This is a genomic window from Streptomyces sp. NPDC088252 (genome assembly GCF_044740965.1).
Taxonomy (GTDB): Bacteria; Actinomycetota; Actinomycetes; order Streptomycetales; family Streptomycetaceae; genus Streptomyces.
Map to the genome: position 1 here is coordinate 126,166 of NZ_JBIURS010000023.1, position 13,683 is coordinate 139,848.

The window sequence follows — 13,683 nt, forward strand, 5'->3', positions numbered from 1 at the left end:
CGGGCTCCGTGCGCCGTGGGTCAGTGGACCGTGCTGAAGCTGCGCCATGGGAGGGCGCCGGTCCCGTTGACGTCGGTGAACGTGGTCGCGAGGTATGTCGTACCCGGCCCGGTGCAGTTGGGCGTGCGGTACAGGATGATGTCGATCAGGGTGCCGTTGATCACTTCCTTGGCGCCCGAGGGAGCGAGCCGGTGACAGCCCTTCACCGAGGGGCTGTTCACCATGATCACGGCGTCCCGCTCGGTGGTGTAGGTGACCGGCCCGACCGCGGTCCGGCCGAGGCCGGAACAGCCTGCGACGGTGAGGGTCAGGAGCGCGGTCCCGGCTGCGATGCCGAGGCGGCGGCGCCGGTGGTCGATCACGGGCATGGCAGGTCCTCGTCTGTCTCGTCCGGCTCGTCCGTCAGCCCGCCGCGGACCACGCACCGCGTACGCCACGTAAGAACGTGCTGACGCTGGTCACCCTGCCTGCTCCCGGGAGCCCCGGCATCCGGTGCACGGCCGGGCGGGCGACAGCCGGGGCCGGAGACCCTCGGACAATGTTCATATCGGTTGATAGTGGGCATACCGTGGTAATAGCAACTGATTGATTCCTGTATTCAGGTGTTCCCGGCGTTCAGGGGGCCGTCATGGTCCAGGAGCTTGTAATCGCGGCAGTGGCGGGGGCTTCGGCAGGTGCGCTGTACCTGATGGCCGCAGCCAAGATCGTCAAGCAGTACGAGCGGGGCGTCGTGCTGAGGCTCGGCCGGCTCCGTGAGGGCGTGCGAGGGCCCGGCTTCACCATGGTGCTCCCCGGTGTGGAGCGGCTGCGCAAGGTCAATATGCAGATCGTGACGATGCCGGTGCCCGCGCAGGACGGGATCACGCGGGACAACGTGACGGTGCGGGTGGACGCGGTCATCTACTTCAAGGTGGTCGACGCGGCGAGTGCGGTGATCCAGGTGGAGGACTACCGGTTCGCGGTGTCGCAGATGGCGCAGACCTCACTGCGGTCGATCATCGGCAAGAGCGATCTGGACGATCTGCTGTCCAACCGCGAGAAGCTGAACCAGGGCCTTGAACTGATGATCGACAGCCCGGCGGTCGGCTGGGGCGTGCAGATCGACCGGGTGGAGATCAAGGACGTCTCGCTGCCGGAGACGATGAAGCGCTCCATGGCCCGGCAGGCGGAGGCCGACCGTGAGCGGCGGGCCCGTGTCATCAACGCGGACGCCGAGCTCCAGGCGTCGAAGAAACTCGCCGAGGCGGCGAAGGAGATGTCCTCCCAGCCGGCCGCGCTCCAGTTGCGCCTGCTGCAGACGGTGGTGGCGGTCGCCGCTGAGAAGAACTCCACGCTGGTGCTGCCGTTCCCGGTGGAGTTGCTCCGCTTCCTGGAGAGGGCGCAGCAGCCCGCACAGCAGTTGGCGACGCAGCCGCAGCAGGCCGTGCAGCCGTCGCAGCAGCCCGCGCAGCCGCAGCGTCCGGTCCAGGCGCAGCCGCGTCCGCGGCCCCAACCCCGTCGGCCTCAGCCGCCGCCGCCGTCGACGACGCCGGCGCCTTCGCCGGCGTCCATGCCCGGCGTGACCCCGGCCGCCACGCCCGCGCCGTCCTCCCGCTCCAAGCCGCTCGCCAGGCACTGACTGCCGAAGCGCACCTAGCCCTCGAAGGGCGCCGGCGTTCCCCGTCGGGAAGGTCCGTTCTCCGAGCCGACCTCCTGAACCTGCCGGTCCGCTCCTTGGACCGGCAGGCCTCTCTCATAACGCCTCTGACGTGCTGGAACGCAGGTGCGCCACCGGTTGTCAGACCCCCCGCCTAGACTCGCAGGAGTCATGAGGATCCAGACGATCAAGAGGATCAGGGCCGGAGGGGAGGGGACCGATGACCACGGCACAACAGCAGTCGGACGCGTCGGCCGCCCGCCTCCTGAGCTGCGCGGCCGTCTTCCTTCCCGCGTCGCTGCCGAGAGACGGACGCGTCGCCTTCTGGGATCCCGACGGCGGCCCGCTCCCGGAGCCCGGTGACTTCTCCGGTTACGCCGCGGATCCCGAGGGATCCGTTGTCGCGCGGGAGATCACCGTCGTCCGCGGACACGGCCGGGAGAACGGCATCCGTCGGTGTGCGGTGCCCGCCGTCCTGATGGCCGTGACCGATGCCCTGCCACTGCTGGTCCGCGCCCGGCATCAGCGGTCCGCCCACCCCGCCAGCCGCTGCTGGGGCGCCGCCGCGCTCCAGGCGCTCAATCTGGTGGCGCGCGGCAGGCTGCTCCCCGGCCTGACGGGCGAGGACCACGACGCCTGGCGGGCCGGACCGCGCGACGCCCAGGACATCGCCCACCTCCGGGCGATCGCCGCCGCCCTGCCCGCCGAGGGGTACGCGGTCCCGCTGCCGGACCGCACACCGCTCCAGGTCCCGGAGCCGGAGTGGCTGATCGGGGCGTTCCTCGACGCGGTCGCCGACACCCTGCCCCGTACACCCGCGGCGGCGTACGCGATGGGGGCGCCCTTCGCGGCCCGTGCGGCCCAGCATCTGCCACAGGCCCGGGACTGGGCCGTCGAGGTCGCGGCCGGGCTCGACGCGGGCGTACGGATCTCGCTGCGCCTCGACCTCTCGGCCTACGAACTCTTCGACACGGCCGATACGTACGACAGCCCCGACGAGTCCGACGACACCGACAGCGAAACCGACGCAGGCCAAACGGTCGCGGACGCCCGTCGCGGCGCGGCGCGGCACGCCGCCGCGGCCGTCACCCAGGTGCACAGCCTGGCCGACCCGACCCATGTCGTCGACGCCGCCGCGCTGTGGAACGGCGGGGCGGGAGAGCCGTTCGGCCCGCGCGCCAGGATCGATGCCGTGCTCGCGCTGCGCCGCGCCGCCCGTGTCTGGGCACCGCTGGAGCGATTGCTCGACCAGCCGGTGCCCGATGTACTCGCAATCGAAGAGGACGAGCTGTACGAGTTGCTGAGCGATGCCGGAGCCCGGCTGGCGGCGGCCGGGGTCGACGTCCACTGGCCCAGGGAACTGGCCCGTTCCCTCACCGCCGCAGCCGTCGTGCGGTCCGCCCCCGGCTCGGCCACCGACGGCACCTCGTTCTTCGACGCCGAGCAGCTCTTCTCCTTCAACTGGCAGCTCTCACTGGGCGACGAGCGGCTCACCGAGGCGGAGATGGATGTGCTCGCGGAGGCCCACCGGCCGGTGGTACGACTGCGGGACCAGTGGGTCGTCGTCGACCCCGCGCTCGTACGCAAGGCGCGCAAACGGGAGCTGGGCCTGCTCGATCCGGTGGACGCCCTCGCCGTCGCGCTGACCGGCAGTGCCGAGGTCGACGGCGAACAGGTCGACGCGGTGCCCGTCGGGGCACTGGCCGCGCTCCGGGCCCGCATCACCGCCGACGACACCACCATCGCCCCGCCGCCCGGACTCGACGCCACGCTCCGCGACTACCAGTTGCGCGGCCTCGCCTGGCTGGACCGGATGACCTCACTCGGTCTCGGCGGCTGCCTCGCCGACGACATGGGCCTGGGCAAGACGATCACCCTCATCGCCCTCCATCTGCACCGCGCCCGCCCTGCGCCCACCCTGGTGATCTGCCCCGCCTCCCTCCTGGGCAACTGGCACCGGGAGATCAACCGCTTCGCCCCCGGTGTCCCGGTACGCCGCTTCCACGGTGCCGACCGCACCCTCGCCGAACCCGACGGCGGCTTCGTCCTCACCACGTACGGCACGATGCGTTCGAGCGCGGCGCAACTCGCCGACCACACCTGGGGGCTGATCGTCGCCGACGAGGCCCAGCACGTGAAGAACCCGCATTCCTCGACGGCGAAGGCGCTGCGCACCATCCCGGCCCCGGCCAGAATCGCCCTCACCGGCACCCCCGTGGAGAACAACCTCTCCGAACTGTGGGCCCTGCTCGACTGGACCACCCCCGGACTGCTGGGCCCTCTCAAGGCGTTCCGGGCCCGCCACGCCCGCATCGTCGAGAGCACCGGGACGGCTGCCGGCCTCGCCAACGACGAAGCGGTCGAACGGCTCTCCCGGCTGGTCCGGCCCTTCCTCCTGCGCCGCAAGAAGTCCGACCCGGGTATCGCCCCCGAACTGCCGCCCAAGACAGAGACCGACCACCCCGTCTTCCTGACGCGCGAGCAGGCCACGCTCTACGAGGCGGCGGTCCGCGAGACGATGGCGTTCATCGAAGCCTCGGAAGGCATCGCCCGGCGCGGTCTGATCATGAAGCTGCTGGCCTCGCTGAAGCAGATCTGCAACCACCCCGCGCAGTACCTGAAGGAGGAGCCGACCCGGCTCGACGGCCGTTCGGGAAAGCTCGCCCTGCTCGACGAACTCCTGGACACGATCCTCGCCGAGGACGGCTCGGTCCTCATCTTCACCCAGTACGTGACGATGGCCCGGCTGCTCTCCGTCCACCTCGCCTCGCGCGCCATCCCCTCCCAGCTCCTGCACGGCGGCACGCCGGTGACCGAACGTGAACGGATGGTGGACCGATTCCAGTCCGGCGAGGTCCCGGTCTTCCTGCTCTCCCTCAAAGCGGCGGGCACCGGACTGAATCTCACCAGGGCCGCCCACGTCATCCACTACGACCGCTGGTGGAACCCGGCCGTCGAGGAACAGGCCACGGACCGGGCGTACCGCATCGGCCAGACGCAACCCGTGCAGGTGCACCGGCTGATCGCGGAAGGCACGGTCGAGGACCGGATCGACGAGCTGTTGCGCTCCAAGCGGGTTCTGGCCGACGCGGTCCTCGGCACCGGGGAGACCGCGCTGACCGAGCTCAGCGACCGTGACCTGGCCGATCTCGTCTCGCTCCGGAGGCCGTCATGAGCCCCCGCCCCCGGTCCCTCGCGCACGACCGTTCCCAGTCCCGGCCGGTCGCCCGGCCACGCCCGGGACCCGACGATCTGCGGCGCACCTTCGAGGCCGTGCCGCCCCGTACCTCCGACGGCGACGAACCCTTCGCGGACAGCTGGTGGGGCCGCGCCTGGGTGGCCGCCCTGGAGTCCCTGTCGATGGACGAGGGACGGCTCTCCCGCGGTCGTACGTACGCCGACAGCGGCAAGGTCGCCGCGATCACGGTCACCCCCGGACGGGTCGTCGCCTACGTCCACGGCAGCCGCCCCCGCCCCTACCGCGCCGAACTGCGTCTGCGGCCGCTCGCCGACGCCGACTGGGAGACATTCCTGGACGCGGTCGCCGCCCGTCCCGGTCACCTCGCCGCGCTGCTCGGCAAGGAGATGCCGCACTCGCTCGTCGACACGGCGGCCGAGGCCGGTGTCGCACTGCTGCCCGCCGCGGGCGACCTCGACCCCGGATGTTCCTGCCCCGACCACGGCTGGCCCTGCAAACACGTGGCGGCCCTCTGCTACCAGATGGCCAGACTCCTGGACACCGATCCGTTCGTCCTTCTGCTGCTGCGCGGCCGGGGCGAGCGCGAGCTCCTCGAAGACCTGGGCCGTCGCAACGCCGCACACTCCGCCCGGGAACGTCCCTCGGCCCCCGCCACCCCCTCCGTGTCGGCTCGCGAGGCCCTCGCCGAGCGGTATCTCCCGCCGCTCCCCGCCCCGCTCCCGCCCCTGCCGCATCCGGGGCAGCCGCCTTCGTACCCGAGTCTGCCCGGCGCCCGTGACCCGCTCGCCCTGGACCACCTCGCCACGGAGGCGGCCGTCCGTGCGCACACGCTCCTCGTCAGCGGCCTCGACCCGCTCGCCGGCCTCGGTCCCTGGCAGGACGCGGTACGCCTGGCCGCGTCCCGACCCACCGCAGGGCTGACCGCGACCACCCGCGCCCTCTACCGCGAGCTGGCGTACGCCACCGGCCGCACACCCACCGACCTGGCCCGAGCCGTCGCGGCCTGGCGGCAGGGCGGCGCCGAGGGGCTGGCCGTCCTCGAAACCCCCTGGGATCCTCCGGCCGGCCCCTTCGACCGGGCCCGGCCCGCACTCGCAGCCGCCGACTTCCCCCGCTTCCACCCCTGGCGCAACCACCTCACCCACCCCGGTGGCACTCTGCAGCTCCGCTTCGGACACGACGGCCGTTGGTACGGCTACGAATCCGAGCCGGGCGAGGACGACTGGTGGCCCCGCGCCACCCCGGACACCGATCCGGTGGGCGCGCTCATGGAACTGAGCGGAGGCTGACCCCCGGCCCTGGCCCGTCCTCGGCCGAGGCACCGTGTCCGACTGCTCCGGCGGCCGGCGTCGGCGGGGAATAGGGCATCGACGACCTCGCGGGCGTGGTCCCGTACTCGGTCCGGGCGGTCCGGCGGCTGAGGGCGGCCTACATCGGGGGTGGCGGTGTCGGCACGGCGGCAGCGGCGCCGGTGATCCTCCCGGTGGCCGCTGCGGAGTGCATGTACTGGCGCCGGCTCGATCGGCCGCACGGGCGCGAGGCTCCTACGGCCGTGCGACCCGGGAGCCGGGTGACGGAGCCGGGGCGGCGGGCGCTGTCAGAAGTCGGCGGTGGCGCGTTCCTCGATCCGGGCCACCGAGGCCTGGGCGTAAGCCTTCTCGTAGGCGTTCCGGATCCGCTCGATCTGGGCGTCGCGCAGGCGTGCTTCGGACGCCGGGTAGAGCAGGGTCAGTTCGTAACGGCGCTCCCGTTCGATCACGCCGTGGGAATCCCGCCACTGCCCCCGGCCGTCCTGGATGGTCAGCCCGTTCGGGAAGCGCGGTGTGACCTCCTCGTCGATGAAGGCCAGGAATTGACGATCGGTCACGCGCGGTCCGCCGTCGGGATGCTCGGTGCCGAAGAACAGCCGGGTCTCGACGTAGGCCTTCCCCCGCGCGGCGACGGCCGCCGCCGGCTTCGAGGAGGTGGAGGCTTCGTCCCCGAGCGTGGCGTACGCGACAGGGGTACCCACGGCCAGCACGGCCAGGGCGGCGGTGGCGGTGAGCGCGCCGGGCCGCTTGGGGCCGATGAGACCCTTCGTGCGGGTGAGGCGGGGGAGACGGGGCACGGCGGGAGCCTTTCTGCGGAGTCCGGGAGGGCGGAGGGCGGGAGCGCGGAGTTCGCGTCGGTCCGTGGCGTGGACACATCGACGCCTGGACGTGCGGGGCCACTGTGGCAAGCGGTCCCCGTCGAGCGGCGGCAGGACATGGGCATCCGCTGGAAACCACCCGTATGGGCCGGTCGACGGGCTCGCCGAAATCCCGCTGCGGCTCACGGCGCGGGCTGCCGGACTCGCCCGCGTGACTGAGCGGATCACCCGGATCAACCCTGACCAGCTGCACCCCACGCCCGGCTATCACCACATCACCGTGGTGGAAGCGGGCCGGACCGCGTACCCGGCCGGGCAGTGCCCGCTCGACCGCTCCGGCACACTGGTGGGTCCGGGGGACCTCGACGCCCAGATCGACCAGGTGGTGGCCAACTCCCTCGCCGCTCCGGCCGCCGTGGGAGCCGAGCCGTCCCGGGTCGTCCGATCGGTGATCTACGTGGTCGGGGACGACGTCACGGTCCTGGGAGCCGCCTGGCGCGGGCTCACCGGCTCGGCCATCGGGCCCGCGTTCACCACCGCGAGCACGCTGCTCGGCGTCACACGGCTCGGATTCTCCGGACAGCTGATCGAGCTCGACCTCACCGCGGCGCTGCCCGGCTGAACGTCCACCCGTGCCGCCCTGTTCGCCGCGGGCGCGGCCGGGAGGGGTTTCTCCATGACATGGGCGGTCCGTTCGAAGAACCGACTCCGCAGAATCCGTTAGTTCTACGGGACTTGACGTTGATAAGTTCCTCGACGTGGCGAAACTCAATCAGATCATCGCAGTGGAGAAGGGCGTCAAGTCCAAGGCTCACCAGGACCTGACGGCGGCGCATCACGGCCTTCAGAAGACCGGTCTGCTGGCCGGGATCTCCCGGACGTATCAGCCCAAGGACGAAGAGGGCGAGCAGCTGCCGCCCGAGTCGACCCTGGTGCAGATCAAGGCCGAGGACGTGCTGCGGGAGACCGCGGCGACCCTGACCCGGCTCTTCGATGTGACCGCCACGAAGGACTGGGCGAACTGCTCGGCCCGCGCGGACGTGAAGGTCGAGGGACGGGTGCTCGTGAGCGAGGTGCCGGTGTCGTACCTGCTCTTCCTGGAGAAGCAGCTGACGGACCTCAGCACCTTTGTCCGCAAGCTTCCGGTGCTCGACGCCTCAGAGGCCTGGACGCAGGACCCGTCGACGGACTCCTGGAAGACCGAGCCGGTGAAGACCCTCCGTACGAAGAAGGTGCCCCGCAACCATGTGAAGGCGGAGGCCACCGACAAGCATCCGGCGCAGGTCGAGGTGTACTACGAGGACATTCCGATCGGGTACTGGACGACGGTGAAGTTCTCCGGAGCCCTTCCCGCGCGACGGGTCAATGAACTGCTGGACCGGCTGGAGAAGCTCCAGCAGGCCGTGAAGTTCGCCCGCGAGGAGGCCAACGGCATGGACGTCAGCGACCAACGGGTGGGTGATGCGGTATTCGGTTACCTCTTCGGGTGACCGACCATGGATTCCCCGGCCGTTCATCACGGCCGGGGTGCGCGAGGAGCGCAAGCTGAAACTGAGGCTTGTCGTGACGACGCGGTTCCAGTGGAGGTTCGAGTCCTCCCCCCGGTATTCGGTGCGTTCCCCGCACACGGACGGGCCGGGGTGGCCCAACTGGCAGAGGCAGACCGCGATCAATCTCAGACTCTTGCTCCAGACTCAGCATTCGCCACCGATCGCCGAATCAATCGGGCCCGTGCCCATGGACGTCGAGATGCCGGTTCGACTCCGGCCCGCGGAGCTTCGATCTGCGGTCGTCTAAAGGCAGGACGCGACGACATAAACCTGACACGGGTCCTTAAAAGTGTCGGCGTGCCGTACGGGTGGCATCTACAGGGCTCGGGGGCCGGCTACGCCCCCGGGCCCGCTCCCGTTTCCGTGGGCGCGCCCCGCTCACGCCCCCGCGGGCAGCGACACCCCGCGCCCCGCGAAGAAACGCTCGAAGTCGGGCAGCGCAAGCTCCGCGGCCCGCGTCCCCGCCGTCGTGCCGGACGGGTTGTGGAAATGGACGCCGGCGCCGTCGGCCGTACGGGACGTCAGCAGCACCAGATGCCCGCCCCGCCCCGGAGCGGGCCGCAGCGGATGCCGGATGCCGTAGTGCACCGAGGCCATGACCGTCCGGCCGCCGTCCAGCAGACCGAGGATCTCGTGCGTCGAGAGATGGCGGTGGACCGTGGCGTCGAGGCCGTGCGCCTCCCGTGCGTACTGCGCGAAGGGGGCGTAGATCAGGCCCCGGATCACCCCTTCCGCGTCCTCGGTGTACGCGCCGTACCTGAGCGCCCCGTCGCGCAGTGCGAACAGGGACGGGGCCCCGGCGCCGAGCGCCATGCGCAGGCAGGTCATCCCGCACAGATGACCCGACCAGCGCGCGTACTCGGCCGGTGATGCCGCGCCCGAATCCGCCCAGGCAGGGTCGGTGGCCGGATCGAGTCCGCCCTCCACGATCGGGCCGACGAGTTCGGGCGAGACGAACTGGGTCTGGACGGGAACGCGGCAGGCGGGGCAGGTCACCGGGGGCATCCGATCACTGGCGGTATCCGGTCAGGAAGCGGCCGATGCGGCTGATCGCCGCGTCGAGATCGTCAGCGTACGGGAGCGTCAGGATCCGGAAGTGGTCGGGACGCGGCCAGTTGAAGCCCGTGCCCTGCACGACCTGGATCTTCTCCCGCAACAACAGATCCAGGACGAACTTCTCGTCGTCGACGATCCGATGCACCTTCGGGTCGATGCGCGGAAACGCGTACAGCGCGCCCTTCGGCTTCACGCACGACACGCCGGGGATCTCGTTCAGCTTCTCCCAGGCCCGGTTGCGCTGCTCGTAGAGCCTGCCGCCGGGCGCCACCAGATCCCCGATCGACTGCCGGCCGCCGAGTGCAGCCTGAATGGCGTACTGCGCGGGCGCGTTGGGGCACAGGCGCATGGAGGCGAGTGTGGTCAGCCCCTCCAGATAGCTGCGGGCATGCTGCTGCGGTCCGGAGATCACCAGCCAGCCGGAGCGGAAGCCCGCCACGCGGTACGTCTTCGACAGGCCGCTGAAGGTGAGGCAGACCAGGTCGGGAGCGAGGGCCGCCACGCTGTGGTGCTCGGCGTCGTCGTAGAGGATCTGGTCGTAGATCTCGTCGGCGAACACCATCAGGCCGTGCCTGCGCGCCAGATCGAGGATTCCTTCGAGGACCTCGCGCGGATAGACCGCGCCGGTCGGGTTGTTCGGATTGATGATCACGACGGCCTTGGTACGGTCGGTGATCTTCGAGGCCATGTCGGCGAGGTCGGGGTTCCAGTCCGAGGCCTCGTCACAGGTGTAGTGCACGGCCTTGCCGCCCGCGAGGGTGATCACCGCGGTCCACAACGGATAGTCGGGGGACGGGACGAGCACCTCGTCGCCGTCCTCCAGCAGCGCCTGGACGGCCATGGAGATCAGCTCGGAGACGCCGTTGCCGAGGAAGATGTCGTCGACGCCGACGTCCGCCAGCCCCATCGCCTGGTAGCGCTGCGCCACTGCCCGGCGGGCGGACAGGATGCCGCGCGAATCGGTGTAGCCGTGGGCCTGCGGAAGCATCCGGATCATGTCCTGGACGACCTCCTCCGGCGCCTCGAAGCCGAAGAGTGCCGGGTTGCCCGTGTTGAGGCGAAGGACGCTGTGGCCCGCCTCCTCCAGGGCGTTGGCGTGCTCGATGACCGGGCCCCGGATCTCGTAACAGACCTCGTCGAGCTTGCTGGACTGCCGGAATTCCATGCGGTGGCCTCCCCGACCTGATTGCGATACTTGGTTTTACCAAGCTCGGGCTTGGAAAGTCCAACAACATGTCTAGACTGCGTCGCATGCCACGTCAGCCACAGTCTCCGACCCGCCCGGCCCGCCGCCGGAGTTACGACCAGTTCTGCGCCACCGCGCGCTCCCTCGACTCCGTGGGCGACCGGTGGACCCTGCTGATCGTCCGTGAACTGCTGGCGGGCCCCCGCCGCTACACCGACCTCCACGCCGACCTGCCGGGTGTCAGTACGGACGTCCTCGCCTCCCGGCTCAAGGACATGGAGCAGAGCGGACTGGCCACCCGCCGACGGCTTCCGCCGCCCGCCGCGGCCTCGGTGTACGAGTTGACGGAGCGCGGCCACGGGCTGCTGCCCGTGCTCGCCGCACTCGCCGAGTGGGGCGCGCCCGCGCTCACCGACCGGCGGCCCACGGACGCGGTGCGGGCGCACTGGTTCGCGCTTCTGCTGCTGCGCGCGCTGGACGGGCTGACCAATCCGGGAGTCGTCGAAGTCCAGCTGGACGAGGGCGAGTTCCATGTGCGCGCGGGTGGCGCCGAGGCCGGTGCCGCCGTGTACGGGGACGGTCCGGCCGCCCATGCCGATGTCCGTATCGCGCTCGACGTGGAGGCCTGCCTGGCGCTCGGGCGGGGTGAGCTGACGCTCGCCGGGGCCGTCGAGGACGGGCGTGTCGAGGTGTCGGGCGACGGACCGCTCGCCACCGAACTGCGTGGCGGGTGACCGCCGGATCAGGGAGGGTTCCGCGGATCAACTCAGGGGTAGCGTCGGGGCGTTTGGGATGTCCTGGACGCTTCCGGGGACGCTGAGGCAGAGGAGTCGCACATGAGGGTCGGCGGACAGCGGGGGAGCCGAGGACCGCGGATGAGGAAGGGGCGACTCGCCAAGGCCCTGGTCGTCGGCGGCTGCGTGGCCGCGCTCGGCTTCGTGCCGTCGGCGGCCGTCGCCACACCCGGCAGCGGGGTGAGCGGCACCGTGCTCGCGCAGGGCACATCGGCGGGGAAACTGAAGGTGAAGACCCCGAACGGCCGTACGGATGTGACCTTTCGGACCATCACCGTCGAGCCGGGCGGCTCCACCGGCTGGCACACCCACAGCGGACAGCTGATCGCCGTCGTCAAGTCCGGGACGCTGACGCGCACTCTGGACGACTGCTCGGTCGAGGTGACACCGGCGGGCTCGTCCTTCATCGAGCCGTCCGGCACCGGTCACCGCCACATCGGACGCAATCGGGGGACCGAGCCCGTCGTGCTCTGGGTGACCTATCTGCTGCCCGAGGGCAGCGCGCTCTCCGACGACGCCGACGCCGTGGACTGCGGCGCGAAGAAGCAGTGAGTACGGGGGCGACGGGAGCGCACGGCCGTGGACGCGCGCGACGGGAGCACACGGCCGTGGACGCGGCGAGCCCGGAGGGCGACGCGAAGAGCACGGATGATCTGGATCCGGCGCGACGCGACGCGTTCGCGCAGGCGCTGCTGCATGCACTTGCCGCCCCCTGCCCCGGCTCGCGCGCGGAGCTGAAGGGCTCCCTCGCCCGTGGAACGGCCGATGCGTACAGCGACATCGACCTCGTCTGGACGGTTCCGGACGACTGCTTCGACGCCTGTGTCGCCGCCGCCGGGGAGGTGCTCGAAGCCGTCCGGCCTCTCGATTCGCTGCGTACGGACCCCGAGTTGCAAAGCTCCCGTGAGCGGCGGCTGCTCTTCGCGGCCTTTTGCGGGCTTCCGCTCTTCTGGCGCGTGGACCTGGAGATCGGGGCGGCATCGGTCGCCCGGCCCGCCGGCCACGACCGGGCCGGCCTCACGGCGGACGATGACGACTGGTCGCGGCCGGCGAGCGCGCTGGCCAACGCGGTCGCCGCGACAAAGGCCGTACTGCGCGGGCAGCCGCAGACCGCCCGGGGCCTGTTGGAGCGCGGCTTCCGGCGTATCGACGCGCCGGACGCCGTCACCGGACAGTGGTGCGCCGACATCGGCCGCCTCGCAGAAGCCGCCGCCGACCGCGAACCGGGCATGCGCCCCCTCGCCGATCGTGTGATGCGCCTCGCCGGGGGTCACTTGGCGGGGGCCGATGAGGAAGAACGCGGGCGGGGGGACGGCCGGGGCCGCCGCACGGGGCAGAGGTGATGATGGTCGCGTGCGATGTGAAGCGATCACCTGGGAGCGGCTGGCCGAAGAGTTCGCCGCGCACGCCGACGGCCTGGGACCGGCCGACGGGAGCCCGTGGCTGAAGGTCGCCGTGGACGGCGCTCCGGCGGCCCGTACCGGGGAACTGGCCGGACAGGTCGCGCAGGCGCTGCGGGTCCGGGGACGCGCGGTGCTCGTGGTGTCCACCGAGGGGTTCCTGCGGCCCGCGAGCCTACGGTACGAGTACGGCAAACAGGACCCCGACTCGTACTACGACAGCTGGTTCGACACGGGCGCGCTGTGGCGTGAGGTGTTCGGGCCGCTGGAGGCGGGCGGGAGCGGGCGGGTGCTGCCCGATCTCTGGGATCCGGTGACGGACCGTGCCACGCGCAGTCCGTATCGAGTCCTGCCCGAGGGCGGTGTGCTGGTGGTGCACGGCCCGCTGCTGCTGGGGCACTGGTTCCCGTTCGACCTGAGCGTCCATCTGCGGTTGTCGCCGGGTGCGCTGCGGCGACGCACCGAGGAGAGCGAGCGGTGGACCCTGCCCGCCTTCGCGCGGTACGAGGACGAGACGGCGCCCGGCGCCCGCGCGGCCGCGGTCGTACGGGCCGACGACCCGCTGCACCCCGCCTGGACCGGGTGGCGACGGGAGGAGTAGGGGGGTGCCTCTATGTCCTTCGTCAAGTTCGCGCTGCCGGTTTTGAGGGTTTTCATCCTGGTCATGCGGCGAGGGTGACGGTGGGGGTTCGGGACTCGTAGAAGGTGCCGTCTCGGAGCATCGCGAACAGGAC

13 protein-coding genes are annotated in these 13,683 nt (G+C 71.2%); 9 read left to right on the forward strand and 4 right to left on the reverse strand.

What is annotated here, in order from left to right; all coding sequences use genetic code 11:
* Positions 1-20: 20 nt before the first annotated feature.
* Positions 21-368 (reverse strand): hypothetical protein, encoded by a 348-nt coding sequence (locus ACIOHC_RS34350; protein WP_351081575.1) that lies wholly within the window; start codon positions 366-368, stop codon positions 21-23.
* Between the two features lie 260 nt (positions 369-628).
* Here ACIOHC_RS34350 and ACIOHC_RS34355 point away from each other — a divergent pair, with 260 nt between their 5' ends.
* The 3 genes from ACIOHC_RS34355 (at position 629) to ACIOHC_RS34365 (ending at position 6,124) form a co-directional block, all read left to right on the forward strand.
* On the forward strand, positions 629-1,618 hold the full coding sequence (locus tag ACIOHC_RS34355; protein ID WP_365692223.1) for a slipin family protein: 990 nt from the start codon (positions 629-631) through the stop codon (positions 1,616-1,618).
* 238 nt (positions 1,619-1,856) lie between these two features.
* Positions 1,857-4,811, forward strand: coding sequence for a DEAD/DEAH box helicase (locus ACIOHC_RS34360; RefSeq protein WP_365692224.1), 2,955 nt, complete (start codon positions 1,857-1,859; stop codon positions 4,809-4,811).
* Entirely contained in the window at positions 4,808-6,124 is a 1,317-nt protein-coding gene (locus tag ACIOHC_RS34365) for an SWIM zinc finger family protein (protein ID WP_401845350.1), read from the forward strand. The genes ACIOHC_RS34360 and ACIOHC_RS34365 overlap by 4 nt, the downstream gene beginning before the upstream one ends.
* Positions 6,125-6,432: 308 nt before the next feature.
* On the opposite strand, the gene ACIOHC_RS34370 is transcribed toward ACIOHC_RS34365, so the two are convergent.
* Complete coding sequence (locus ACIOHC_RS34370) at positions 6,433-6,942, reverse strand: DUF3574 domain-containing protein (RefSeq protein ID WP_401845353.1); 510 nt, start codon at positions 6,940-6,942, stop codon at positions 6,433-6,435.
* Between the two features lie 232 nt (positions 6,943-7,174).
* On the opposite strand from ACIOHC_RS34370, the gene ACIOHC_RS34375 reads away from it, so the two are divergent.
* Together ACIOHC_RS34375 and ACIOHC_RS34380 are read left to right on the forward strand one after the other, a co-directional pair.
* Positions 7,175-7,585 carry a RidA family protein gene (locus ACIOHC_RS34375; protein WP_365692226.1) on the forward strand — a complete coding sequence of 137 codons (411 nt, stop codon included), beginning with the start codon at positions 7,175-7,177 and terminating at the stop codon, positions 7,583-7,585.
* Positions 7,586-7,721: 136 nt separating this feature from the next.
* The gene (locus ACIOHC_RS34380; protein ID WP_351081585.1) at positions 7,722-8,453 is read left to right on the forward strand and encodes a hypothetical protein; all 732 of its coding nucleotides are present in this window, start codon (positions 7,722-7,724) and stop codon (positions 8,451-8,453) included.
* Positions 8,454-8,891: 438 nt separating this feature from the next.
* Here the strand turns inward: ACIOHC_RS34380 and ACIOHC_RS34385 are convergent, their stop codons facing one another.
* Both ACIOHC_RS34385 and ACIOHC_RS34390 read right to left on the reverse strand, forming a co-directional pair.
* Positions 8,892-9,509: a peptidase gene (locus ACIOHC_RS34385; protein WP_401845368.1), complete on the reverse strand. Its 618-nt coding sequence runs from the start codon at positions 9,507-9,509 to the stop codon at positions 8,892-8,894.
* Between the two features lie 13 nt (positions 9,510-9,522).
* Positions 9,523-10,734, reverse strand: coding sequence for a pyridoxal phosphate-dependent aminotransferase (locus ACIOHC_RS34390; protein WP_351081589.1), 1,212 nt, complete (start codon positions 10,732-10,734; stop codon positions 9,523-9,525).
* Between the two features lie 86 nt (positions 10,735-10,820).
* Between ACIOHC_RS34390 and ACIOHC_RS34395 the strand changes: the two genes are divergently transcribed.
* The 4 genes from ACIOHC_RS34395 (at position 10,821) to ACIOHC_RS34410 (ending at position 13,550) form a co-directional block, all read left to right on the forward strand.
* On the forward strand, positions 10,821-11,489 hold the full coding sequence (locus ACIOHC_RS34395) for a winged helix-turn-helix transcriptional regulator (protein ID WP_351081591.1): 669 nt from the start codon (positions 10,821-10,823) through the stop codon (positions 11,487-11,489).
* Between the two features lie 141 nt (positions 11,490-11,630).
* Positions 11,631-12,101 (forward strand): cupin domain-containing protein, encoded by a 471-nt coding sequence (locus ACIOHC_RS34400; RefSeq protein WP_351081593.1) that lies wholly within the window; start codon positions 11,631-11,633, stop codon positions 12,099-12,101.
* 56 nt (positions 12,102-12,157) lie between these two features.
* Positions 12,158-12,892, forward strand: a complete 735-nt coding sequence (locus ACIOHC_RS34405; protein ID WP_401845355.1) for a hypothetical protein — start codon at positions 12,158-12,160, stop codon at positions 12,890-12,892.
* 10 nt (positions 12,893-12,902) lie between these two features.
* Positions 12,903-13,550, forward strand: a complete 648-nt coding sequence (locus ACIOHC_RS34410; protein WP_365692231.1) for a uridine kinase — start codon at positions 12,903-12,905, stop codon at positions 13,548-13,550.
* Positions 13,551-13,683: the final 133 nt, after the last annotated feature.

What these genes read in the sequence shown, in the direction of transcription:
- ACIOHC_RS34350 (WP_351081575.1), bottom strand. Translation starts at nt 368, where the DNA reads ATGCCCGTGATCGACCACCGGCGCCGCCGCCTCGGCATCGCAGCCGGG.
- ACIOHC_RS34355 (WP_365692223.1), top strand. Translation starts at nt 629, where the DNA reads ATGGTCCAGGAGCTTGTAATCGCGGCAGTGGCGGGGGCTTCGGCAGGT.
- ACIOHC_RS34360 (WP_365692224.1), top strand. Translation starts at nt 1,857, where the DNA reads ATGACCACGGCACAACAGCAGTCGGACGCGTCGGCCGCCCGCCTCCTG.
- ACIOHC_RS34365 (WP_401845350.1), top strand. Translation starts at nt 4,808, where the DNA reads ATGAGCCCCCGCCCCCGGTCCCTCGCGCACGACCGTTCCCAGTCCCGG.
- ACIOHC_RS34390 (WP_351081589.1), bottom strand. Translation starts at nt 10,734, where the DNA reads ATGGAATTCCGGCAGTCCAGCAAGCTCGACGAGGTCTGTTACGAGATC.
- ACIOHC_RS34395 (WP_351081591.1), top strand. Translation starts at nt 10,821, where the DNA reads ATGCCACGTCAGCCACAGTCTCCGACCCGCCCGGCCCGCCGCCGGAGT.
- ACIOHC_RS34400 (WP_351081593.1), top strand. Translation starts at nt 11,631, where the DNA reads ATGAGGAAGGGGCGACTCGCCAAGGCCCTGGTCGTCGGCGGCTGCGTG.